Here is a 24,501-nt window from a genome sequence, read left to right as displayed (position 1 = left end):
CCTGCCGCCAGCGTTCAATCTGAGCCATGATCAAACTCTTCAGTTTAAAATCAGTAGTGCCTAAAGGACACCAATCTTGGCTCATCAATTTTCTGACAAATATTTCTCAAATAAACTTCGAGTCATTCTTACCATCAATCAATGAAAATAATTTCGATCGATCAACCAGTAAAAATCCACACAAGTTGTTCTTCATAAGCTCTTAATGATCTTTCCAACACCTCGTCAGTGCCAGAAGCTGGACTTCGATATACTTAACAACTCAGCAATCTGCTTCGTTCGTTTCCGTCTATCTCGTCGGTATGGGTGCATTCTAGAGGATTTCAGAATCATTGCAACCCCCAATTCACTATATTTTTCACGTATGTCTTTTTTTTCTACAAAAAATCCTAAAAAATCGCTTTTTTATCTAATTTTTAAGCGTTTTTATGCAAAAAATACACTAAACACATCATTTTATTTTTATAAGCCAAAATTTAATTAGACTTAAAAGCGATCAAAATAATAGTTAGAGTAGTGATTTTTTACTTTTTATCTTTAAATAATGCTTTTATCTGGTTCAACCCCCAGAAACAAAACCAAATCATGACATATTAGCGAAACCAACGATTCTTTCCTTTTGGCTTGGTAGTTCATTCGCACTTTTTCAGTGAAACTTCTTATAAAAGCGTATAGGTATCTTAGGCTATAGAGCAGTATTCAATGATTTTGGTGTTTGGCTATAAGGCCGCACAAGCTTGCTTATCTATATAGAGATAGAACATATCAGCAGGTTAATTCTATTCAGTTACTTTTCCTGCTTGCGCTGCCCAAGCCAGTATTGCATGACTTCTATAATTATGTCTTTTTTGCCCTGATAGTCTTCAGCAACAAAGAATAGTTTTGCACGTCGCGGTAAACGCTCTTCAATCAGGGAAAATAGATAGTAATTCGCAGCCAGATCAAGCTGCATAAATAAGTTATAGACAGGGATATAACGTTGCTGTTTTTGTTCGGCAGACTGATATTCAAATAAGAAACTTAAAATACAATCAATGTCTTCATCAAAAATATCTTCTGTTGGATAGCGATACATCGAATCATCTCTGCTTTCTTTTTATATTGTGCTGTCTTTTGCGAACCAATATAGTCAGCCACCCTTTAGCTAGCAAAACAACACTTAATTAGAGGATGAATTCTAGGTGGAATGTCCTCCAAGAAAATAATACCTGCGGTTTTAAAGGTTCAGAATGAAATCGCTACAAATAAAAAAGGAAGAGATCTCTCCCAAAATCTCCTCCTTAGAATTGAATCTTTACCCGATCCATTATGTCATTATTATAGTTATTCACTTTAAAGCTTAAAAAAGAGTCTCTTGGGGAAGAGACCTTATAAATTGTGGAGTTGTCTTATTATCACCCTCTAGATGCTTTGAACCAATTCTCTAGATGAATAAATCCTATAGATAATAAACCCGAAAAGCAAGCAATTTGGGAAAATTTAACTCTTGTTTTTATAGGGTTTTTTTTGAAGTTGCTTATTTGCTTTATGAATATAGGACATCAATAAAAAAGCAGACCGAAGCCTGCTTTTATTTCAATAACTTATCAATTTTTTAATCGGTGAAAGTAACTTTCGCAATCGCTTTTTTGCTGGCCTGAACGATCAAGGTCAGATTTTCCTTGACCGAATAAGAACTATCTACAGTGTGCCAATCCACTTTCACCGCGCCACGACCTAAAGCATCTTTGGCTTGGGCCGCATTCTTCGTCAAACCCGCTTCACGCAAAATTGAAGTAATAAAGATCTCACCACCAAATTCCGACAATGAAATAGTCACTTCAGGTGTACCTTCGGGTAATTCACCTTCAGTAATAATATTGCCTGCACCTTTATGTGCATTTTCAGCAGCTTCTTGACCGTGGAAACGCTCAACCAATTCAAGTGCAAGAATTTTCTTCACTTCTTGTGGGTTACGACCATCTTCGATTTCTTTTAGCAGAACATTAATTTCTTCAATTGATTTAAAGCTCAAAAGCTCGAAATAACGCTCAATCAATGAGTCCGGCATGGAAAGGACTTTTTGGTACATTGCACCTGGTGCATCAAACACACCAATATAATTACCCAAAGACTTAGACATTTTATTCACGCCATCTAAACCTTCAAGAATCGGTACAGTAATACATACCTGTGCTTCTTGATCATAACGACCTTGCAGCGTACGCCCCATCAACAAGTTGAAAGTTTGGTCTGTACCACCCATTTCAACATCTGCTTCAAGTGCAACTGAGTCATAACCTTGAACCAATGGATACAAGAATTCGTGAATCGCAATCGGCTGTTGATTATTATAACGTTTTGTAAAATCATCACGTTCCAACATACGTGCTACAGTTTGCTGTGAAGCCAATTGAATCAAATCAGCTGCTGTTTTTTGCGCAAACCATTCAGAGTTGAATACAACTTTGGTTTTGTTTGGATCAAGAATTTTAAAGACTTGTTCTTGATAGGTTTTTGCATTTGCTAATACTTGTTCACGCGACAACGGTGGACGTGTTGCACTTTTACCTGTTGGGTCACCAATCATTGCGGTGTAATCACCAATCAAGAAGTAAACTTCATGACCTAAGTCTTGGAAAACTTTTAATTTATTAATTAAAACCGTATGACCTAAGTGCAAATCAGGTGCTGTAGGGTCAAAACCCGCTTTAATTTTTAATGGGCGATTCAGCTTTAATTTCTTCAGAAGATCTTCTTCAGAAATAATTTCGTGGGTGCCTCGTTGGATGAGGGCAAGTTGTTCTTCAGCCGGCAGGAAATTTGACATCACAAAATCCAAATAGATCAGTTATACAATTTGTGCGATATACTAACACTTTTTCAGCACATTGCAGGCTTAAGAATCATCATGACAGCGATCTATATTGGGGTAATGACCGGCACAAGCATGGATGGTGTCGACATTGTTGCTGCTTCTTTTGATCCCTTACAGCTTCATGCCACCCTAACCCTTCCATTCGATCCCGACCTTCGTGATGAACTCATGGCACTGACTTTGCCTGATGACAATGAAATTGATCGCATGGGTAAAGCAGATGTTGCACTTGCCGAAATGATTGGTCATGGCATTAATGCACTGATTGAAAAAAACAACTTAGATAAGACGCAGATTAAAGCGATTGGCTCACATGGGCAAACCATTCGCCATCGCCCTGAACACAACTTTACCTTACAAATTGGCGACCCCAATATTATTACTGAAATCACAAAAATTCCTGTGATTTCAGATTTCCGTCGTCGCGACTTAGCCGCTGGTGGTCAAGGTGCACCTTTAGTGCCAGCATTCCACCAAGATATTTTCCAACACGAATCGATTCATCGGGTCATTCTTAATTTAGGTGGGATTGCCAACGTTAGTCTCCTACCCGCAGGCAAACCTGAAGATGTCTACGGCTTCGATACAGGTCCTGCCAACATTTTGATGGATGCTTGGTGTGAACGCTACACAGGGCAACCTTATGATGAAAATGGTAATTGGGCAGCCTATGGCACACCAATTCGCAGCCTACTAGACCGCCTGCAAGAACATGAGTTCTTTTCAAAAGAACCACCAAAAAGCACAGGGCGTGAGGACTTCAATTTAGAATGGCTTGATGAACAAATTGCGGATTGGCGTAGCAGCCTCGAATATGATGAACTCGAAGACGTTCCCGAAAATGTTCAAGCAACCTTAATGAAACTCACCACACGTGCCATTAAAAAAGCCATTTATCGCTCCGAAATGCCAACTGGAGAAGTCTATGTTTGCGGCGGTGGTGCGTATAACTCACATTTACTCGAGCAACTACGCTGGCGGCTACGTAAACATGAGTGGAGTGTACAAACCACAGCAGATTTAGGCTTGAGCCCAACCTGGGTGGAAGCAACTGCATTTGCGTGGCTCGCAATGCGTTTTATGAACCAATTAAGTGGCAACCTACCAACAGTGACAGGTGCTAAAGGTTATCGTGTTTTAGGAACCATTACAGCTGTTTAAATATTAAAAACACAGTCCAAACATGAAAAAAGGTCTGCAATTACAGACCTTTTTCTTATTCTATTTCATGATTTTTTGGGCATTTTCAGCTCGTAATGCAGCAAGAATTTGCTGACCTGCTCGCCCAGTCGGATTCAAACCCAAACGAATTTGCTCCTGACGAATCGCTTGGCGAGATTTATCACCAATCAAGCCATCCACAACACCAATGTCATAACCTTTATTCAGTAAAAATTGCTGAATCTCGCGACGTTCTGAACGCGAAGTACCCGCGTCATCGGTTGGCCAAGATGTGCTGAAGCTCCCTTTACCCTGTAAACGATCAGATAAATGCGCAATCGCCAAGGCATAACTTTCTGCTGCATTATAGCTATAAATGGCATCAAAGTTTCTAAAGACCAGGAACACCGGGCCATTCGGGCCGGCAGGCGCAAGCAAGCCAGCTTGAGAAGACGCTGATAAATTCCCTTGAATTAAAGGGGAACCATCGGCACGCACTACACCACGGCTAATCCAGCTATTCAGTGATTTTTTATTGCGACGGCCTTCATTTGAGATTGACATGCCTTGCGGGATTTTTACTTCAAAACCCCAAGGCTGTCCGGTCTGCCAACCACGCTTGCTTAAAAAGTTGGCGGTTGATGCCAAAGCATCCGGAATACTCGAAACCAGATCACGGCGGCCATCGCCATCAAAATCGACCGCAAGCTCATCATAGGTCGATGGCATAAACTGGGTATGACCAAAAGCTCCAGCCCATGAACCTTTCAGCTGATCCTCTCGTACATCACCGCGCTGTAACAGTTTCATCGTGGTAAAAAACTCACCACGGAAATAACTCTGGCGTCGCCCTTCACAGCTCAATGTTCCCAGAGCCTGCAATAAAGGATAGCGACCGGAAATATCACCAAAATTACTTTCTACACCCCATACCGCGACAATCGTTTCTGCAGGCACGCCATAGGCTGCGGAAACACGATTTAAGACTTCGCGATGTTGCTGTAATTTTTGCCGGCCGAGCTGAACCCGCTCTTCATCGACCAAACCAGACAAATAGTCCCAAATCGGGGTAGAAAATTCCGGTTGATAATTTAAACGTTCAATTACGGAATAATCAGGCGTTAAATTTTGCGTATAACGGTCATAGCTGCCTGCACTAACACCTTTTGCTACAGCCTGACTACGTAAATTCGCCAAACAGTTTTGAAAATTATTCTGGGCAGGGAAATTTGACGGGCTGCTGGCCGCTGAAGGCAAAGTAGTCGTGTCGACACGCTGACCATTAATAATCAGCTCGGCATTTGCCTGAGAAACAGCCAAGAATAAAGAACCAACCACAAGCGCAAAACGTTGCATAAGACCCTTGAATATTTAGATTTTGAATTATGTTCCTAACATAGCAGCTCAATCTAAAAATTAAAGCTCAAATAGGTAAATTTAAATTCATAATTTCTGCACTTTTGAATTCATTTTGTAGTTTTAAATTTAAATAACTTATCCACAACTTGTTTTTAAATTCAAAAGCAGCGGCGCTGTTTGAATTTAAATTTAAAATCCAGGAAACAACCTTTAAATTCAAAACCTTCTTTGTGGATAACTTAACATAAACAGGATTAATCAGATATTTATCAAGGTTTTATTTTGTGAATTAAAAACAGGGTGGCTTGGTTTATTTTTAAATTTAAACTTTGAATTCAAAGTAGCGGTTTGAATTTAAATTCATATTTTGAATTCATTTAAACTTTAAATTCAAAGACTGTTTTAAATTTAATATTTTAAATTCAAAGTATTTCTCTGTGGTCTGTGAATCTTCATTTAGACTCTTTTATGTATACGCAATTGTTTATTTTACAATCAATTGAAAAATATCATGATCCGATAAATGGCAGGCATTTTCGAAGAGGCGCAATCATGCCTGAATCTGGAGAAATAAAAAAGCGACCACCGAAGTGATCGCTTTTTTTATCAGCAAGATAGCGCTTAAATGGTCATATCTTCGCTCAATGCCAGTGGATTCGGTAAAATCTTCGCCAGTTGACGGCATAAAGTCGTCAGCTGAGTACTGTCGGTTGGCATCAGGGTAATGTGACCAATCTTACGACCTTCACGCTCTGACTTGTTATACAGATGCAAATGCGCACCTTCTAAAGCCAGAACATCTGCAGATTTTGGATGCTGTCCGATGATATTCACCAGTACGCTTGGACGAATCACTTCCGTTGAACCCAGTGGCAGACCGGCCACCGCACGAATATGGTTTTCGAACTGTGAGCAGACTGCACCTTCAATCGACCAGTGCCCTGAGTTATGCACACGTGGTGCCATCTCGTTTGCATATAAGCCTTTGTCTGTCACAAACAGCTCAAGGGTCAAGACGCCCACATAGTTCAGATGATTGAGTAAGCGAGTGATGTAGTCCTGTGCGACCGGCTGCAAGTCTGCACTGTTCGGTGCAGGCACAATCGAGTGCGACAGAATGCCATTGTGATGATGATTTTCAGCCAGGGGCCAGGTTTTTACATCACCATTTTGACCACGTACCGCAATGATCGACACTTCACGTGAGAAGGTCACAAAGCTTTCTGCAATCAGTTCACCGGCAGGGCCAAGTTCCGCCCAAGCCTGCTCAATTTGATCAGCACTCCGCAGGACAAATTGACCCTTACCATCGTAACCACCGCGAGAGGTTTTTAATACGATTGGTAAGCCCAGTTCAGCCACAGCAGCCTGTAAACCTTCAAGTGCAGTCACTGCTTTATACGGCGCAACAGGAATGTCGAGCGTATCAAACAGGGCTTTTTCAGACAGACGATGCTGTGCAATTGCCAAGGCTTGGCGTGGTGGATGCAGGTCTTTATTTTTCACCAGCACATCCACATCTGCAAGCGGGGTATTTTCAAATTCCAGACTGAATACATCAGCACTGTCAATAAAATCCTGTAGACCATTTTCGGCCTTGCTGGAAATCACTTGACCGAGTGTCGCAGAAGGGCAATCCGTACTTGCTTCAAAGAAAGTACATTGAATATTCAATGGCAATGCCGCTTGCGCCATCATGCGCCCGAGCTGACCGCCGCCAAAAATACCGATGGTTTTATCCATGATGTCTGTCCCGTATGAAGCTTGGCTTTAGTTTTGACCAGGAATGTTATTGCTTGCCACTTTGTCTGTTTGTGCTGCACGGAAATCTGCAACATTTTTCGCGATGTCAGGGCGGGTCAGACCTAAAATCTGCGCTGCCATAATCGCGGCATTGGTTGCACCGGCAGGGCCAATTGCAAGCGTACCCACCGCAATACCAGCTGGCATTTGTACGATTGAAAGCAATGAATCAACACCGTTTAAAATCGATGATTTGACTGGCACACCCAACACCGGAAGATCGGTCTTTGCCGCACACATACCCGGCAAATGCGCAGCACCACCAGCACCGGCAATAATTACCTGAATGCCACGATCACGGGCCTGTTCAGCATATTCAAACAAACGGTCAGGAGTACGGTGTGCAGAAACAACTTCAGCTTCAAATGGGACACCAAGCTGCTTCAGCATGTTGGCAGTATGTTCGAGAGTTGCCCAATCTGATTGAGAACCCATGATAATTCCTACTAGAGGAGCATCTTGTGCAGCAGCCGCATTCATTGCAAATTTTCCAGAGATTAAAGTAACAAAAAATAAATCTCGACGAGAGAGCCAAGCTTTAATAGGAGTTGCCTATTATAGACTGATTTTTCGGCTTCATAAAATTTAACGGTCAAAGCAAGGTTCGATTTTTCTTATTTTTTTGGCAGAATATTAAAAACTGGAATAAAAATAGGCCTGTAGTCTGCAAAGCTTTCGATCAGGAAGTTCTGAAGACAAAATACACACATCCGCACAGACACAAGGCTGCCCAGAGATAATCCAGTTTAAAGGGCTGCTTAAACATGAAAATCATAAAAGGCACAAAGACCAGCAAGGTCACCACTTCCTGAGTGATTTTCATTTGCCCCACGGCCAGTCCCTGCTGTGCCAGTAATCGGGTGGCCGGAATCATCAGGCTATATTCAAACAGGGCAATCATCCAGCTGAATAAAATTGCCTGCCACAACGGCGCATCATGCGGTAAAAATTTTAAATGCCCATACCATGCCAAGGTCATAAAGCAATTGGCAATCACCAGAAGAAATAAAGCCGGTAACATCGGCATGTACTCTGCAAAAAGATCGGGTTTATTCTACGATTTATTTTGCAAAAAGATATTCTCTAAATTTGAAATTTTCTCTGAATTTATCCGTGAAACAGGATTTAAAAATTCCCGCAGCAATGCTTGAACTTTGACTATCTTTTCCGTGTAAGCCTTGCTATCGTTGCTTGCAAATTGAATAAATCATGATAACCGCACCAATATAAGGTGATGGGTCAGACAGGAACGGAGTGAAGTAGATGCATCTGCATATTTTGGGTATTTGTGGCACTTTTATGGGATCGCTGGCGCTCCTTGCACGCGATCTGGGCCACAAGGTGACAGGTTCAGATTTGAACGTCTATCCACCGATGTCGACCCAACTTGAAAATGCAGGCATCAGCTTGATGCAGGGTTATGAGCGTAGTCACTTGCAGCCACATCCGGACCTGATCATTGTCGGCAATGCCATGAAGCGTGGTATTGATGCAGTAGAATATATGCTGAATGAAGGCTTGCCTTATATTTCAGGCCCACAGTTCCTGGCAGATCATGTTCTGCAAGGCAAACATGTATTGGGGGTTGCGGGTACACATGGCAAAACCACCACCACAACCATGCTGGCCTGGGTGCTGGATCAAGCTGGTTTAGAGCCAGGCTTCCTGATTGGTGGTGTGCCACTGGGTTTTAGTGAGAGTGCACGTCTCGGTGGCGGCAAATATTTCTGTGTCGAGGCGGATGAATACGATTCGGCTTTCTTCGACAAGCGTTCCAAGTTTGTGCATTACCATCCAAAAACGGCGATTTTAAATAACCTTGAATTTGACCATGCTGATATCTTTGATGATCTGGCTGCAATTCAAAAACAGTTCCATCATTTAGTTCGTACTATTCCAAGCGAAGGCCGAATCATTGCGCCGATTACCGAAAGCAATATCGATGAAGTACTAGAGCTGGGTTGCTGGACACCGGTGGTGCGCACCAGTCTGGATGCCAATGAAAAATCTGAACTGTATGCCGAACAGTTATCGACAGATGGTTCTCACTTTAAAGTCTTGCAACACGGTGTGGTGAAAGGTGAAGTGCAGTGGAGCATGACCGGACAGCATTCGGTGGCCAATGCGCTCGCGACGATTGCCGCTGCCGAGCATGTCGGCGTCTCCATTGAAACCGCCTGTGAAGCTTTATCTAATTTCGGTGGGGTAAAACGCCGTATGGAACTATTAGGCACAGTCCGTGGTATTGAGGTTTATGATGATTTCGCCCATCATCCCACAGCGATTGATACGACCTTGGAGGGCGCGCGCAAACGACTGGGTGAACGCAAACTCTGGGCAATTATTGAACCACGCTCCAATACCATGCGTATGGGCAGTCATAAAGAGGGTCTGGCTCATTCAGCACGTCTGGCCGATGCAGTAATCTGGTATCAACAGGAAGGACTGGACTGGGATCTGCAACCGATAATTAATGCTGCGCCAAATAAAGCCAAAATTGCACGCACACTGGATGACATCATTCAGACCGTGGTAGCAGAGGCAGGTGAGGGCGATGTGGTGGTGATCATGTCAAATGGCGGTTTTGGTGGTTTGCATCAGAAATTGATCAGTGCTTTAAACGCATAAAATAGATGCGTGGATAAGTATGTGAAAAAAGAAGCCCGCGATGCGGGCTTCTTTTTTTAGGGCAATTGTTTTAGCAATCAAGAGAGAATGGCTGTTTTGACCTTTGCATTGCATGATGTCAAATTGGCCTAAAATGCCGATCACTCATCAGTCATTAGTCATGATGTTTTGTTGCAATCTGAAGGCGAGATAGATTGCAGCAGCACATCACTCAAGGCACAATCGAGAAGAACACAGGTATTTATAGACCTGACAGCCAGATCAGAATCAGGTCATTCTCATTCCTCACTCCTTCAGGAGATGTGTCATGACAACAATGAAAGCCATGGTCTATTACGGCGAAAACGACATCCGGTTTGAAGACCGTCCCATTCCCACTATTTTGCATCCCAGCGATGCGGTTATCAAACTCACTAAAGTCACTATTTGTGGTACAGACCTCGGGATCTGGAAAGGTAAAAACCCGGAAATTGAACAGCAAGCCACACGCAAACAGGGCAGTTTTAATGGCCGTATTTTAGGTCATGAAGGCATTGGTATTGTAGAAGAAGTCGGTTCTGCCGTTCAAAACTTCAAAAAAGGCGACCGGGTGATTATTTCCTGTGTCAGCCGCTGCGGAACCTGTGAAAACTGTCAGAAACAGCTGTATGCACATTGTCGCAATGAAGGCGGCTGGATCATGGGCTATATGATTGATGGTACTCATGCCGAATATGTACGTACGCCGTTTGCGGATACTTCCCTTTATCATTTACCTGAAGGATTAAATGAAGATGTCGCTGTGTTTTTATCGGATATCTTGCCGACATCACATGAGATTGGTGTGCAATATGGCGATGTCAAACCCGGAGACAATGTGGTGATTGTCGGTGCCGGCCCGATCGGCATGAGCTGCCTGCTGACCGCTCAATTCTATTCACCGGCCAACATCATCATGGTCGATGTCGATGACAACCGACTCGAGTTCGCCAAAACAGTGGGAGCGACGCATAGCATTAACTCCGCCAAGGAAGATGCCATACAACGTGTGCTGGAGCTGACGGATGGGCGAGGGGTCGATTGTGCCATTGAAGCGGTTGGTCTGGAGGCGACCTGGAATATCTGCCAGCATGTGGTCAAAGAGGGTGGACATATTGCCAATGTCGGCGTACATGGCAAATCAGTTAATTTTGAACTGAATAAACTCTGGATTAAAAACCTGACCATCACCACCGGACTGGTCAATGCCAATACCACTGCTATGCTGCTCAAAACCTGCTGTTCCGGTAAATTACCGCTGGAAAAACTGGCGACCCATCACTTTAAATTTAATGAATTTGAAAAAGCTTATGATGTGTTCAAGCATGCAGCCGATGAAAAGGCCTTGAAAGTGATGATCGAACTCAATTAATGCGGGAAAGTAAAAAGTCCGCTTGGCGGACTTTTTTTATTTGTAGCTGGAGTGAAAAATAGGGCATATCACCGCACTACTTATCAGCTTGTATTGAAAGCTCATTAGGCCGTTTTGCTCTTGGCAAATCGATCTAAATGATTAAGTAGAAGAGGCCGCGACATCAGATAAACTTTGGTCACGCTTAAACATCACATCCACATAGGAACATTGCGGAATGATGGTTAAACTTTTTTCACGGGCAAAATCGACCAGCACATCCAGCATTTTTCGGGCAACGCCCTGACCACGCAAGGAATGATCGACCCAGGTATGATCTGCAATAATCACCGAGGCTTCCCGCCATTGATAGGTAATCTCGGCCAGACGTCGACCTTGATCTTCCATAAAAAATACACCACCGCGTTTTGAATCTTGATATTGAATCTGCATAGATCTCCACCTTTATTTTCATTTTTAACTGCTTAACACATCGCTGAAATTAGGATCACGCTCAAATACCGATTGAGCAAAAGGGCATTCCGGAATAATCTTGACCCCTTGCTCACGGGCAAACTTGACCGCTGCTTCGACCAGATAATGTCCGACATGCTGTCCACGCAAACTGTCATCGACCCAGGTATGTTCAATCACCAGTCGATCCTCATCTTTCCAGAAATAGCTCATTTCGGCCAGACGCTTTTCATTTGGCTCGACAAACCATTGACCTTGACTGCCTTGTTGCTGATGCTCAATCAACATCCTCTAAACTCCGTATTTTTAATCCAGACTGACATATTTTTCAGTCGCATATTGTTCGATTTCTTTAAACGATTGTGAATCTGTGCTCTTTCCTGATATCACCGTGCAATGAACAGGTTTAAACTGCCTGTCTGTTGTTTAAGCCAGATATTTATGTCCAGCCCTTCTTTTAGCTCCTCGGTAAGACGTCAATGGATCTGCGTAATTGCGTTAGCCAGTGCCGCCTTTATTTTCAACACCACCGAATTTATTCCCGTGGCCTTACTCAGTGATATTGGTGCAAGTTTTGACATGTCGGCGACTCAGGTCGGGTTGATGCTGACCATTTATGCCTGGGTCGTGGCTTTATTGTCTTTACCGATGATGCTACTGACCAAAAACATTGAACGACGTTTCTTGTTGATGGTTTTATTTGCGGTCTTCATTTCCAGTCATGTGCTGTCTTATTTTTCCTGGAGTTTCAGTGTTCTGGTATTTAGCCGGATCGGGATTGCAGTAGCGCACGCGCTGTTTTGGTCAATTACCGCTTCGCTTGCAGTACGTGTCGCACCAGCAGGCAAAGAATTTCAAGCCTTGGGTTTATTGGCCACAGGTACTGCCATGGCCATGGTTCTGGGAATTCCCTTTGGTCGCATGATCGGGGAGGCCTATGGCTGGCGCAATAGTTTTGCCTTGATTGCCATCGTCGCCAGCGTGGTCTGCCTGCTACTGGCCAAAACCTTGCCCTTATTACCGAGTGTCAATTCAGGTTCACTCAGCAGCTTGAAAACCTTGTTAAAACGTCCAAGCCTGATGCTGGTATTTGCCCTGACGGTCATTGTAATTAGTGCACAATTCACCGCCTATAGTTATATCGAGCCATTTTCACTGAATATTGCCCAGCTCAGTTCTGTACAGACCACGACTTTATTGCTGGTCTATGGTGGGGCAGGTTTAATCGGCTCTTATCTATTTGGCCGTTTTGCACCGCATTTTCCCAAACTTACTATTCCACTGTTCACACTTGGACTGGCTATCTCGTTGCTATTATTGCTGCCGTTGTCCAGCAATGTCTTGCAGTTAAATACCCTGGCTTTACTCTGGGGCATCAGTATTATTGGTTTCAGTCTGGCCTTGCAAGCAAAGACCTTAAATCTGGCCTCCGATGCCACCGACGTGGCCATGGCGATTTATTCTGGCCTGTATAATATTGGAATTGGTGCTGGCGCTTTACTCGGTGGGATCGCAACGGCACAGATCGGCTTGCACAGTATTGGCTGGCTCGGGGCCATCTTGGCCAGTCTGGGTTTTCTCATCACGTTATATTTAATTCGCCGTCCGGATTTTATTGCCCAAAAAATCGCTTGAATCATGCATTTTTGTAAATGAAATTGTAGTCTTAATAAAAATCTGTCATGCTTCTACATATTGAGCATTTGCTCAAACAGAATTTCGTTTGAACAAGGGGAGTAGCCTCCTCCAAACGTTTAGCAATTGTGGTTCAGATTGTTCAACGTGTCAGAATATCGTCATTACACTTTGCAAAAAGTCGGTATCTGAGCATCTCACTGCGACACTTTTAATAAGAAGTGTAACAGTGAGATGTAGGCAAGACCTTGATCATGTTGGTATAGATGTTTTTCATCTGACAACAGGTCAAGGTTTTTTTATGGCCGATTGTCAGATGTGGAGAATTCACATGGAAACAATTGGTACGCTGTGGCTGTATCTTGTCTTTTTCGCGATTGTCGCAGTCATGCTGATCATCGATTTCGTCGGCTTTAAACATCAGCATGGCCAGGAGGTCAAAGTCCGGACTGCGGCCTACTGGAGTATTGCCTGGGTCAGTATCGCGACTTTATTTGGTGGCGGTTTATGGCTCTATCTGGAGCAGACCGCAGGTACTGCAATTGCCAATGCCAAGGTCATGGAATACTTCGCCGGTTATCTGCTGGAAAAATCCCTGGCAATTGATAACGTCTTTGTCTGGCTGATGATCTTCGCTGCTTTCGCCATTCCACCCGTGCTACAACGTAAATTGCTGCTCTACGGTGTACTCGGTGCGATTGTCCTCAGAACCATCTTTATTTTTATTGGCGCCTGGTTCGTTCAGGAATTCTCATGGATTTTATATATCTTCGGTGCCTTCTTGGTGTATACCGGCTTTAAATTCCTGCGTGGTCAGGATGAAGAAGAAAGCAATATTGAAGATATGGCGATTCTGAAATGGCTGCGTAAACGTATGCGGATTACACCGCAACTTGAAGGTGACAAATTCTTTATCCGTAAAGATGGTTTACTGTGGGCAACGCCGTTATTCCTGGTTTTGATTCTGGTCGAAGCCTCGGATGTGATCTTTGCGGTCGATTCTATTCCGGCAATTTTCGCTGTGACCACCGATCCCTTCATTGTACTGACTGCTAACCTGATGGCGATTTTGGGTCTGCGCGCGATGTTCTTCCTGTTATCGGGTGCCGCATCAAAAATGCATTATCTGCCTTATGGTCTCGGGATTATTCTGGTCTTTATCGGCTTTAAAATGCTGATGCTGGATGTATTCCATATGCCAATCTGGATTTCACTGAGCTTTATTGTGATTGTCTTGACGATCACGGCGATCCTGTCGATTCGCCACAGTAAAAAACATAACCAAACCACGCTCTAATAACTGTATAGACGATCATCTTTAGCGTCAAAAAAGTCCGTTCAATCATGAGCGGACTTTTTTTATTGCTCGACTGCCTTACCACAGCTTCGACTTAACTCAGGCAAATGAAGTCAGCATGATCACGTTATAAATCCACTGAAGTGGGTTACAATCTATTGAAAAAATTAAAAGCACAGGTTTTAACATGTCTTCTCAGATTGCAACAACGGCAGTCCGCGGTCGTTTCCTTGATATCCAGCATACAGTTGCCCAGGCACATGAGATTGATGACCAGGTGCGCTATGTAGAAGATGGTCTGATCATCATGCAAGATGGCAAGATTCAATGGTTTGGCAGCTGGGATGAAGGGCAGAAACATCTAGCTGAAAATATCCAAGTCGCCCATTATCCTGAACAGCTGATTGTGCCGGGATTGATCGATACCCATATTCATTTCCCGCAAACCGAGATGGTCGGGGCCTATGGCGAACAACTGCTGGAATGGTTAAATACCTATACCTTTCCAACAGAAATCCAGTTTGCAGATACAGCCTATAGCGAAAAAATCGCCGATTTTTTTGTGCAGGAATTGCTTAAAAATGGTACCACCACGGCACTGGTCTTCTGTACCGTACATCCTGAATCAGTAGATGCTTTGTTTACAGCGGCGAGTCGCAGAAATATGCGTCTGATCGCCGGTAAAGTCTTGATGGACCGACATGCACCGGAAGCGCTGACGGATACGGCAGAAAGCGCTTATACCGATTCTAAAGCGCTGATTGAGAAATGGCATGGGCAGGGCCGTAACCTGTATGCCATTACCCCTCGCTTTGCCCCGACGTCCACCAATGAACAACTTGAAAAAGCAGGTCAGCTCAAAGCCGAATATCCAGATGTCTATGTACATACCCATTTAAGTGAAAATAAAAATGAAATTGCCTGGGTCAAAGAGTTATTTCCGGAACGTAAAGGCTACCTGGATGTCTATCATCACTATGGTTTAACCGGTGCAAAATCAGTATTTGCACATTGTGTACATCTGGAAGAGCAGGAGTGGGATTGCATGCAGCAGACCAATTCAGCGATTGCTTTTTGTCCGACCTCAAACCTGTTTCTGGGCAGTGGTTTATTCCCTTTAAAAAAAGCATGGGACAAGCAGGTGAAAGTCGGTCTGGGTACCGACATCGGGGCAGGCACCTCGTTTAACCAGTTACAGACCTTAAATGAAGCCTACAAAGTGCAGCAATTGCAGGGAGAAAAACTCTCTGCTTTTGAAGCCTTGTATCATGCCACCTTAGGCGGTGCTAAAGCCTTAAGTCTGGACGATCGTTTGGGGAACTTTAATATCGGCAAGGAGGCGGACTTTGTGGTGCTGGATCTAAATGCCACCGCTTTACAGCAGTTACGCCAAAGCAGAGCCAAAAATATTGAAGATGCATTTTTTGCACTGACCATGCTCGGCGATGACCGTAATATTGCAGTGACCTATGTCTACGGAGAAGCTGTCTATGTCAAAGCCCGATGTACCCGCTCAGACGACTAAAACCCAGCACCGCCATCGCTGGCTGATCGTCTCTGCCATGTTGCTGACCTGTACTTTCATCCTGCGCAGGGATTCGCAGGCAGCAAAGAAATGATTACATTTACAGCATGCAAAACAGGTGCATCTGCAGTAGGGATGTATTAAAATTACAGTGTATTCAGGTGTTGCAGGTCAACACCTTTTTTATTTTGCTATTTTTACTTTTTAGGTATCTACCCATGACCGTTCAAATGAGCGTAATGATTTCCGCTGAAGAAATTCAAGCTAAAGTCAAAGAGCTTGGTGCTCAAATCGATGCACACTATGCCCATAGTGACAAAGACCTTGTGCTCATCGGTTTATTACGTGGTTCAGTGATTTTTATGGCCGATTTGTGTCGTGTGATTTCCAAACCCCATGAACTGGATTTCATGACGGTATCCAGTTATGGCGGTGGCACCCTATCTTCGCGTGATGTAAAAATTCTGAAAGATTTAGACGGCGAAATCCGTGGCAAAGACGTGCTGGTGGTTGAAGATATTATTGACTCGGGAAATACCTTGAGCAAGGTGCTGGAAATCCTGCAAACCCGCCAACCAAACTCGATTCAACTGTGTACTTTGGTAAGTAAACCATCACGTCGTGAAATCGATTTAAAGGTCGAATTTTTGGGCTTTGAAGTTGAAGATAAATTTATCGTAGGTTATGGTCTGGACTATGACCAGAAGTATCGTCATCTGCCATTTATTGGTGAAATCGGTCTTTAAAATTTATTTAAAAAAGTGGCTTAGGCCACTTTTTTTATGTCTCAAATAGACAGAAAAATAGGAACAAAAAATAACATCTCGTTTCAGGATTCAACTTTTTTTGCTTTCTATTCTGTTTCAAGATAATTAAACATGATGTAAAAACAAAGACATGATAATAAGGAGCATACCTATGTGGACAATTATTGTTGCGATTGTCATTGGTTTTATCGCGGGTCTGATTGCACGTGCAATCCATCCAGGTAATGACAAGGCAGGCTTTATCATGACGACCCTGTTAGGTATTGCCGGTTCCTTATTGGCTACATTTGCTGGTCGTATGCTCGGTCTTTATTCGGCAGATTCTGCGGCAGGTCTGATTGCTTCCGTGATCGGTGCGGTGATTATTCTGTTTATTTATAACATGCTGACCAAACGCCGTACGGTCTAAGCGGTTCTGGCTCAATCTGAGCAGTTCCAGTAAAAGCACCCAGTCGGGTGCTTTTTGCTCTTGTATATCTCTCAACTTTATAGTGAAAATTCCTTAAAAATCTGTTCGATCTGTTCTGCCGGATAGGCCCCCATGACTTTAAAACCATTCGAAAAAATAATTGCTGGTGTCCCATTCACACCCAAAGACTGGGCCAGTTTTTTATTTCGCTCAATCGGATTGGCACAACTTTTTTTCGATTTTGGCAGGCTACCTTGAGTGATCAGATCTTCCCAGGCCTGAGCAGGATTAGACGCGCAATACACCTGTTTTGAAGGCGCAACCGATTGTGGCTTTAAAGGCAGAATAAAAGTATAAATCGTCACATCCTTGAGTTTTTTCCACTCTACTTCAAGCTGTTTACAATACGGGCAATTTGGGTCAGAAAAGATCGCAATCTGACGTTTACCCGTACCTCTTACACTTTTCACAGCATCTTGAAGCGGCAATTTTTTCCAGTCAACACTGTTCTGTTTTAGCATCAAATCACGGGTCAGATTATGCTGATCCTGAATCCGCAGCATCGACCCAGCAAGCAGATGCTGGGCATCTTCATTCAGATAAACCACCTGACCCTGCATAAAACCACTGTAGATACCCTTCATTTCCGTGGTCTGGATATTTTCGATTTTTAAATTGGGGCTATTCTTTGCCAGATTGGCTTTTACCATATCAATATTAGCGAATGCGAAGCTTGAAACAAATGTACTTAAAGCAATAATCAGTGTTTTTTTTAACATGAATGTTCTACATGAATCAGATAAAAATATGCTTCGATTCTAATGGGTCTGCTTTTAAATTACCCACGGATTTATGTTACTGTTTATTCCAAGTTTAATCCCTGCATTATGTTTCACGTGGAACAGAAGCGATAAAAGAAGCTTAAATGACGGACAAAAATAAATTCTTGCATGAGATTACATTGTGGTTAAGATTTCATATCTTATAAAATAATATATTATTTTATTGAAATCTATATAAACACATCTATTTGATTTAAAATCTTTTACTGATTCGCCCTTGACCATGTTTCTTGGCCCGCTCTACACTGCATATACTTTTCTTTTTCTTCGCTATGCCCTGACATGGATTGGCCAAGGATCAACACTATAACGGCATGTTCATGACAACAATAACCACTTGGCGACCCTTCTGGATGGTCAGCCTGGCTTTAATCATGGGAACGATTGGTACTGCTTTGGCGAGTCCACTCTATCCGATTTATCAACAACTCTGGAATTTATCCCCAAGCCAGATTACCTATATTTTTGTCGCCTATATGTTTGGCTGTCTGGGCACCTTATTGTTTCTGGGGCGCACCAGCAATAGCATTGGCTTTTTAAAAACTCTACAAATTGGCCTCGTGTTTATTAGTCTGGGTTTGATTATTTCGGTCTTTGCCAATAATGCCCCGATTTTATCTTTGGGCCGTTTCATTATCGGGATTGCCTCTGGTTTGATGACGACTTCTGCCATGCTTGGCATGATGCAGACCATTCCGGAGAGTCATAAGCAGCTTGCGCCGCAATGGGTCTCTATTTTGACTGCGATTGGCTTTGGTCTGGGTCCGTTTATCGGAGGTGTCATTGCGCAGTTTTCTCAAGCCCCACTGGTGACTCCCTATATTCCGATTATTGTTGGAGCAGTGCTTTGTTTTATCGGCTTATTCTGGTTAAAAGTGCCTGCTTTTGAGCGTCAGCCCTTTAGTATCGCCCCCAAATTACAGCGTCCTGAGGCTCAATATCATGCTGTATTTATGATCATTGGGTTCACTGCATTTAGTGCCTTTGCTGCCTTTAGTTTATTTGCCTCACTTTCGCCTTCTTTTGTGCAAGATATTTTACCGTGGCATGGTCCTTTAGTAAGTGGTACCGCCATTACCTGTATTCTGCTGGTATCTGCAGTGGTGCAATACCTGGCCAAAGCGGTGGCTGCAAAAAAATGTCTGAATATCGGCTTGTTCATGATGCTGATTAGCCTGCTCAGCCTTGCATTGTGTATGTTGCTTAAGGCAAGTTTCTTATTCTTCGTGAGCGATTTTTTATTTGGTATTGGGCATGGTTTTGCCCTGATGGGGGCTTTTGGCGTAATTCATGCTATCACCACTTTGCAAAACCGGGCCGCGGTGATGTCGACCTACTTGTTTATTGGCTATTTGGGCACCATTGTGCCGATTCTTGCGGTGGGTTACTTGGCCGACCATTTTGGATTAAATTTCGCTGTGATCAGCTTCTGTGTGGCGATGAGTGCTTTATGTGTCGTGCTCTGGTTATGCCACCAGAAGCTCAGTGTAAAAGCTTAAAATAGCCCTCTGATGAGGTAATGCTGATCAGTTAAGGAGTTTAGAAATAGACTCTTTAACTTTTTAGTCGTTCATGACGGAGTCTTCACCTTATAAATCAAATACTTGAAAATAATTTGTTACTTTGGTTTCGCCCAAATGAGAAGCGAAGCTTCGCAAGGAAGGCATCTTGCGGAGCAACACTCCTCACCGCAAAACTCGTCAGCCTCCATCGACTAGTAAATTTGTCGCAGAAACAATCATTTTTAAATCTAGTCCTGCCTCAAACAGTTGCGGATGACTTTTCTACTTGTCAAATATGATCATGAATTTAAAAAAGAAAATACTAGTCAATTTCTTAACTGACTGGCATTCCTCTGATGAGGGCTATTTATGCATAATTTTTTGCTTACTTTCCAATACAAAACGAACCGAAAATTTTTCCAAGCAGATCATCGGCACTAAAGTCACCGGTAATTTCCCCCAGTGCATTCTGGGCTAGACGTAAGGACTCCGCCACCAGTTCACCGGCGTTGTACACCACCAATTGTTCACGTGCTTCAGCCAAATAGAGTTGAGTGCGCTTCATTGCGTCTAAATGACGGGTACGCGCAATAAAGGTATCTTCTTCAGGCTGGAAGCCTGCATGCGCTGTAATCGCCTCTATGAGCGCTTGCACACCAGTTTCCTGCTTGGCAGAGACTGCGATATGCCGGAAACCATTCAAATCAGCAATTGCAGCTTCAGCACCAGTCAGATCACACTTATTCCCAATCAGCATCAGGCGTTTTGCTTCAATATGTTCAGCAAAATATTCTTGGGCCAGTTGCAGTGGATCTTCACCTTGACTTAGGTCATAGACCAGCAGTAACAAATCGGCCTGTTCGATTTCCTTGATTGCACGGCGAATCCCTTCTTTTTCGACAATATCCCCGGTCTCACGCAAGCCTGCGGTATCCGTCAGGGTAATTGGCAAGCCATTTAAGGTGATTTTTTCATGTAAAACATCACGGGTTGTACCCGCAATATCGGTCACAATCGCACGCTCGATCCCTGCCAAAGCATTCAGTAATGAAGATTTACCGGCATTCGGTTTACCGGCAATCACCACTTGTAAACCTTCACGCAATAACTGACCTTGACGTGCTGATTGCTGAACTTGCGTGACCGCAGTCGCCACACCATCGAGCAGATTCAGAATCTTGCCATCAGCCAGAAAGTCAATTTCCTCTTCTGGAAAATCAATTGCGGCTTCCACGTGCAAACGTAAATGTACCAGCTGCTCAAGCACCGTATTGACTTTGGTCGAAAATGCACCTTGCAGAGAACGAACCGCAGAACGCGCAGCTGCTTGTGAGGTGGCATCAATCAGGTCAGCAATGGCTTCAGCCTGTACCAAGTCCATCTTGCCATTTTCAAAGGCACGCATGGAAAACTCACCGGCTTTGGCAGCAATCGCACCCAGTTCCAGCAAACGTGCAAGCAAGGCATTTTGAATCACAGGACCGCCATGACCTTGTAACTCCACCACATCCTCGCCGGTAAAAGAATGCGGATTCGGGAAGCAAATGGCTAAGCCTTCATCCATAATTTCACCAGCAGTATCGTAAAACTTACGAAAGGCAGCATAGCGTGCACCGGCAAGGGGTTGTTTTGTGAGTGCTTCGGCAATTTCATAGGATTTTGGACCCGATAGGCGAATCACCCCAACGCCGCCACGTCCTGGTGGCGTTGCAATCGCAGCAATAGTCGTGGTTCGGTTGAGCATAAAATTCACCTAAAAAATCCAAAAGTTCAGCCAAAAAAAATCCGCCTAAGAGTATCATCTTAAGCGGATTTATTCAGCCCGTCATTACAACTTAGTTGACTGGCGTTGCTTCATCACGTTTGGCACGTTCTTTAGCAACAGACTTGTTAATCAAACCTTGTTGCAGGATGGTGATCAAGTTGTTCACAATCCAGTATAGAACCAAGCCCGCAGGGAAGAACAGCAAGAATACGGTAAAAATCACCGGCATAATCTTGAAGACTTTAGCTTGCATTGGATCAGTGGGTTGTGGATTTAAGGACTGTTGAATATACATCGTCAGACCCATTAACAATGGCAGGATAAACCATGGATCCATTGAGGATAAATCCTGAATCCAGAGCATCCATGGCGCATGACGCAGTTCAACCGATTCCATCAATACCCAGTACAAAGCCAGGAAGATTGGCATTTGTAATAACAGCGGTAAACAGCCCGCAAGCGGATTGACCTGCTCACGTTTATACAGTGCCATCATTTCCTGAGAGAAGCGCATACGGTCTTCACCAAACTCTTCTTTCATACGCTGCATTTCTGGAGCAATCACACGCATTTTCGCCATTGAGCGGTAGCTCTTCGACGACAATGGCCACAGAATCAGTTTCACCAGAATGGTCAATAGAATAATTGCCCAGCCCCAGTTACCCACTAAACCATGGAAGAATTCCAGACCCACGAACAAGAGTTTCGCAATTGGCCATAACCAGCCATAATCGACTGTTTGGTTTAAACCTGTGGCCAAATCCTTCAATTCTGACTGGATTTTTGGACCTGAATAGAAGGTCGCATCAATCTCGGCCACAGTACCTGCAGGCACATTAAAGGTTGGAGAAGTAAAACCAATAATGTTCATGTTATCGGTTGATTTACGTGATTCAAGCTTGGCGCTATACGCTTCACCATTACCCTGAGTCAACTTCAGATTACCTGGTACCCAAGCACTGACAAAGTAGTGCTGTACCATGGCAACCCAGCCACCTGTCGCTTCAGTACTGACTTTTTCTTCAATAAAGTTGTCAAATTTAAGCTTGTTGTACTGCTCGTCTGGCGTACCCCAGGCACCGCCCAGGAAAGTCCCTAGCGTGAAAATACCCTGGTCTGATTTACCCGGATCTTCTGAATTATCACGTTTGATCTGGCCAAACATCTGACCTTGCCAGGTCTGAGCACTGCGGTTCACCACTTTGTGGTTCACAACAACCGGATATTCACCTTCAGTGAAATTGAAGGTTTTGATAATCTCGACACCATCCGCGGTTTTAAATACCAACGGTACAGACAAGACTTTAAGGTTTTCACCCTCTTTAGATTTGGTTGCTTTCGCGTCTGCCAAGGTATAAGCGGTTTTTTCCAGCTCATACGTCGGACGGCCGTTACGGCTGCTGTCCGGTCCATTCAGACCGATCAGACCAGACTGAGCGACATAAGTACGTTTCGCATCGCTTTCCAGCATCACGAACGGTTCATCGCTGTCCTTGTTTTTGTCATGATTGAGTAATTCAACACGAACAATATCACCACCTTTCGGATTGATCCAAAGATGATAAAGGTCAGTTTGTACTGAAATAAGCTGCTGACTTACAGGTGCTGTGGCATCCGTGGCTTGCTGCGCTGGCATATTCGCTTGTGGCAGATCAGAGGCAACTGTAGCCGTCTGAGCATTTGGCAAATCTGCAGATACGTCATGCGAAACAACAGCAGTTTCTGGCTGCGGTTTGGTTTCAGCATTTCCATAATCTTTTTGCCACGCCAAAATGAGCAAATATGCGACAACAAACATGGCTCCGAGAATTGCAATCCTGGCCCATTGTTGCATATGTATTACCCCAAGTGGTGAGAGTGATTTTGGTTCAATAAACGATCACGAAAGGGTACAGCAACGTGAAGCGTTTGAGAATCTATTTGCTGAAATGAAATAAAACGAATCGCTTTAGAGGGAACAGGATCATATCCCGAGCCCCCCCACGGATGACAACGGCAAATACGCTTAGTAGCCAGCCACACTCCACGTCCAGCCCCATGTATCTGGACTGCTTCCAAGGAATATTGAGAACAAGTTGGAATATAACGACAGCGCGGCCCCAATAAAGGACTGATCGCAATCTGATAGAAACGTATCAACCAATGTAGTAAACGTACCATTGGCCTACTCTACTTTTGTGGGGAGGGGGCTATTTTTGTATGCTTTTTGGCAAGACGGTTCAGTTTTTGCCAAGCAAATTGTAATTGCTGATGCAATTCTGCATTAGGCACTGCTTCCACACCCATTTTTGGCATGATTACAATGTCTAAGTCATCTAATTGCTGTTGATGCAGGCGAAAACTTTCGCGAGCAAGTCGTTTTACTCTATTTCGTTCGTGTGCTCGGCGCACTTTCTTCTTAGCAACAACTAAACCCAAACGGCTATTTGGCAGTTCGGAATGTTTTGCAAGAAATAAGAAATGGGGCTGATGCACTTTAAAAAGCGCACCATCAAACACACCTTTATAATCGGCGGCACAGCGTAATCGCAACTCTGTACCAAAACTATAAAGTTTTGTCATAACACCCAAAATCGTCTTAGCGTAACTGATTAAACAGTTAAGCTATGACGACCTTTTGCACGACGGCGAGCTAATACTTGACGACCAGCTTTAGTAGCCATACGAGCACGGAAACCATGAACACGCTTACGCTTTAATTCAGATGGTTGGAATGTACGTTTCATATTGAAACTCCAAAAAATGATCTTTCTATGAAGGTCCGCGATTTTAGTGCTCATTGCTTGAGCTGTCAATGCAAAAGCACTTTTCTTTTCAAATAAGCTTAAAAAAGATTTTTACCCGAGTTGTCAAAAAAACTGTTGCTAAAATGACTAAATTATACTTAACCACAGATTAAATTATTGTTATACATAGATATATAACTTATAAACAACTCTATCAACAAAGTTATCCACAATCTATCCAGTGTTGAAAAGCAAGATTCTGTTTTTGAATTTAAATTCGTAATCTCTCGATTTATCCACAGAAAACTCAAAGCTTATAAGTAAATTCAAATTTATAAATTTAAGTTTATTACTATTAGGAAGCACTTTTTCTATGGATAAG

The 24,501-nt window shown here is 43.5% G+C and carries 23 protein-coding genes; 9 read left to right on the top strand and 14 right to left on the bottom strand.

Translation table 11 applies throughout. The features are described 5' to 3' along the window. Window positions 1-787: 787 nt before the first annotated feature. Together FTU90_RS13085 and tyrS are read right to left on the bottom strand one after the other, a co-directional pair. Window positions 788-1,075 (bottom strand): hypothetical protein, encoded by a 288-nt coding sequence (locus tag FTU90_RS13085; RefSeq protein WP_180072807.1) that lies wholly within the window; start codon window positions 1,073-1,075, stop codon window positions 788-790. A gap of 519 nt (window positions 1,076-1,594) precedes the next feature. Continuing rightward, window positions 1,595-2,827 (bottom strand): tyrosine--tRNA ligase, encoded by a 1,233-nt coding sequence (gene tyrS, locus FTU90_RS13080; protein ID WP_180072812.1) that lies wholly within the window; start codon window positions 2,825-2,827, stop codon window positions 1,595-1,597. 63 nt (window positions 2,828-2,890) lie between these two features. Here tyrS and FTU90_RS13075 point away from each other — a divergent pair, with 63 nt between their 5' ends. Next, on the top strand, window positions 2,891-4,018 hold the full coding sequence (locus FTU90_RS13075) for an anhydro-N-acetylmuramic acid kinase (RefSeq protein WP_180072805.1): 1,128 nt from the start codon (window positions 2,891-2,893) through the stop codon (window positions 4,016-4,018). Between the two features lie 60 nt (window positions 4,019-4,078). On the opposite strand, the gene FTU90_RS13070 is transcribed toward FTU90_RS13075, so the two are convergent. The 4 genes from FTU90_RS13070 to FTU90_RS13055 all read right to left on the bottom strand — a co-directional run bounded on the left by FTU90_RS13070 (window position 4,079) and on the right by FTU90_RS13055 (window position 8,201). Continuing rightward, complete coding sequence (locus FTU90_RS13070; protein WP_218945111.1) at window positions 4,079-5,374, bottom strand: lytic murein transglycosylase; 1,296 nt, start codon at window positions 5,372-5,374, stop codon at window positions 4,079-4,081. 624 nt (window positions 5,375-5,998) lie between these two features. Continuing rightward, window positions 5,999-7,120 carry a 5-(carboxyamino)imidazole ribonucleotide synthase gene (locus FTU90_RS13065; protein WP_005173460.1) on the bottom strand — a complete coding sequence of 374 codons (1,122 nt, stop codon included), beginning with the start codon at window positions 7,118-7,120 and terminating at the stop codon, window positions 5,999-6,001. 27 nt (window positions 7,121-7,147) lie between these two features. Continuing rightward, complete coding sequence (gene purE, locus FTU90_RS13060) at window positions 7,148-7,660, bottom strand: 5-(carboxyamino)imidazole ribonucleotide mutase (RefSeq protein ID WP_005173464.1); 513 nt, start codon at window positions 7,658-7,660, stop codon at window positions 7,148-7,150. A gap of 199 nt (window positions 7,661-7,859) precedes the next feature. Beyond that, a complete protein-coding gene (locus tag FTU90_RS13055; protein WP_005173466.1) occupies window positions 7,860-8,201 on the bottom strand; it encodes a DMT family protein in 342 nt (113 codons plus the stop codon). 242 nt (window positions 8,202-8,443) lie between these two features. Here FTU90_RS13055 and mpl point away from each other — a divergent pair, with 242 nt between their 5' ends. Both mpl and FTU90_RS13045 read left to right on the top strand, forming a co-directional pair. Next, a complete protein-coding gene (gene mpl / locus FTU90_RS13050) occupies window positions 8,444-9,808 on the top strand; it encodes a UDP-N-acetylmuramate:L-alanyl-gamma-D-glutamyl-meso-diaminopimelate ligase (RefSeq protein ID WP_180072803.1) in 1,365 nt (454 codons plus the stop codon). A gap of 307 nt (window positions 9,809-10,115) precedes the next feature. After that, window positions 10,116-11,198: a zinc-dependent alcohol dehydrogenase family protein gene (locus FTU90_RS13045; RefSeq protein WP_005173470.1), complete on the top strand. Its 1,083-nt coding sequence runs from the start codon at window positions 10,116-10,118 to the stop codon at window positions 11,196-11,198. 141 nt (window positions 11,199-11,339) lie between these two features. Here the strand turns inward: FTU90_RS13045 and FTU90_RS13040 are convergent, their stop codons facing one another. After that, entirely contained in the window at window positions 11,340-11,630 is a 291-nt protein-coding gene (locus tag FTU90_RS13040) for a GNAT family N-acetyltransferase (protein WP_100329856.1), read from the bottom strand. A gap of 24 nt (window positions 11,631-11,654) precedes the next feature. Further along, window positions 11,655-11,939, bottom strand: a complete 285-nt coding sequence (locus tag FTU90_RS13035; protein ID WP_005173474.1) for a GNAT family N-acetyltransferase — start codon at window positions 11,937-11,939, stop codon at window positions 11,655-11,657. 153 nt (window positions 11,940-12,092) lie between these two features. Between FTU90_RS13035 and FTU90_RS13030 the strand changes: the two genes are divergently transcribed. The 5 genes from FTU90_RS13030 (at window position 12,093) to FTU90_RS13010 (ending at window position 17,284) form a co-directional block, all read left to right on the top strand. After that, window positions 12,093-13,286, top strand: coding sequence for a sugar transporter (locus FTU90_RS13030; protein WP_180072801.1), 1,194 nt, complete (start codon window positions 12,093-12,095; stop codon window positions 13,284-13,286). Window positions 13,287-13,617: 331 nt separating this feature from the next. Then, window positions 13,618-14,583: a TerC family protein gene (locus FTU90_RS13025; protein WP_005173479.1), complete on the top strand. Its 966-nt coding sequence runs from the start codon at window positions 13,618-13,620 to the stop codon at window positions 14,581-14,583. Between the two features lie 187 nt (window positions 14,584-14,770). Beyond that, entirely contained in the window at window positions 14,771-16,108 is a 1,338-nt protein-coding gene (gene guaD, locus FTU90_RS13020) for a guanine deaminase (protein WP_180072799.1), read from the top strand. A 218-nt stretch (window positions 16,109-16,326) separates the two neighbouring features. Next, on the top strand, window positions 16,327-16,854 hold the full coding sequence (hpt, locus tag FTU90_RS13015; protein WP_159516724.1) for a hypoxanthine phosphoribosyltransferase: 528 nt from the start codon (window positions 16,327-16,329) through the stop codon (window positions 16,852-16,854). Window positions 16,855-17,026: 172 nt separating this feature from the next. Continuing rightward, on the top strand, window positions 17,027-17,284 hold the full coding sequence (locus tag FTU90_RS13010; protein ID WP_005173486.1) for a GlsB/YeaQ/YmgE family stress response membrane protein: 258 nt from the start codon (window positions 17,027-17,029) through the stop codon (window positions 17,282-17,284). 77 nt (window positions 17,285-17,361) lie between these two features. Here the strand turns inward: FTU90_RS13010 and FTU90_RS13005 are convergent, their stop codons facing one another. Then, a complete protein-coding gene (locus tag FTU90_RS13005; protein ID WP_180072797.1) occupies window positions 17,362-18,063 on the bottom strand; it encodes a DsbC family protein in 702 nt (233 codons plus the stop codon). 416 nt (window positions 18,064-18,479) lie between these two features. Between FTU90_RS13005 and FTU90_RS13000 the strand changes: the two genes are divergently transcribed. Beyond that, window positions 18,480-19,625: an MFS transporter gene (locus FTU90_RS13000; protein WP_180072809.1), complete on the top strand. Its 1,146-nt coding sequence runs from the start codon at window positions 18,480-18,482 to the stop codon at window positions 19,623-19,625. Between the two features lie 388 nt (window positions 19,626-20,013). On the opposite strand, the gene mnmE is transcribed toward FTU90_RS13000, so the two are convergent. The 5 genes from mnmE to rpmH form a co-directional block, all read right to left on the bottom strand. Next, complete coding sequence (gene mnmE, locus FTU90_RS12995; protein ID WP_159516723.1) at window positions 20,014-21,372, bottom strand: tRNA uridine-5-carboxymethylaminomethyl(34) synthesis GTPase MnmE; 1,359 nt, start codon at window positions 21,370-21,372, stop codon at window positions 20,014-20,016. Window positions 21,373-21,463: 91 nt separating this feature from the next. Beyond that, window positions 21,464-23,227 carry a membrane protein insertase YidC gene (gene yidC / locus FTU90_RS12990; RefSeq protein ID WP_180072795.1) on the bottom strand — a complete coding sequence of 588 codons (1,764 nt, stop codon included), beginning with the start codon at window positions 23,225-23,227 and terminating at the stop codon, window positions 21,464-21,466. 5 nt (window positions 23,228-23,232) lie between these two features. Continuing rightward, the gene (gene yidD / locus FTU90_RS12985; protein WP_005173498.1) at window positions 23,233-23,553 is read right to left on the bottom strand and encodes a membrane protein insertion efficiency factor YidD; all 321 of its coding nucleotides are present in this window, start codon (window positions 23,551-23,553) and stop codon (window positions 23,233-23,235) included. A 9-nt stretch (window positions 23,554-23,562) separates the two neighbouring features. Next, window positions 23,563-23,955 (bottom strand): ribonuclease P protein component, encoded by a 393-nt coding sequence (gene rnpA / locus FTU90_RS12980; protein WP_005173501.1) that lies wholly within the window; start codon window positions 23,953-23,955, stop codon window positions 23,563-23,565. A 29-nt stretch (window positions 23,956-23,984) separates the two neighbouring features. Continuing rightward, window positions 23,985-24,119, bottom strand: a complete 135-nt coding sequence (gene rpmH, locus FTU90_RS12975) for a 50S ribosomal protein L34 (RefSeq protein WP_000831329.1) — start codon at window positions 24,117-24,119, stop codon at window positions 23,985-23,987. Window positions 24,120-24,501: the final 382 nt, after the last annotated feature.

This window comes from Acinetobacter sp. YH12200, from assembly GCF_013418175.1.
Lineage (GTDB): Bacteria > Pseudomonadota > Gammaproteobacteria > Pseudomonadales > Moraxellaceae > Acinetobacter > Acinetobacter pseudolwoffii.
The sequence above is the reverse complement of the archived record's forward strand: the minus strand, read 5'-3'. Positions and strand labels throughout refer to the sequence as shown.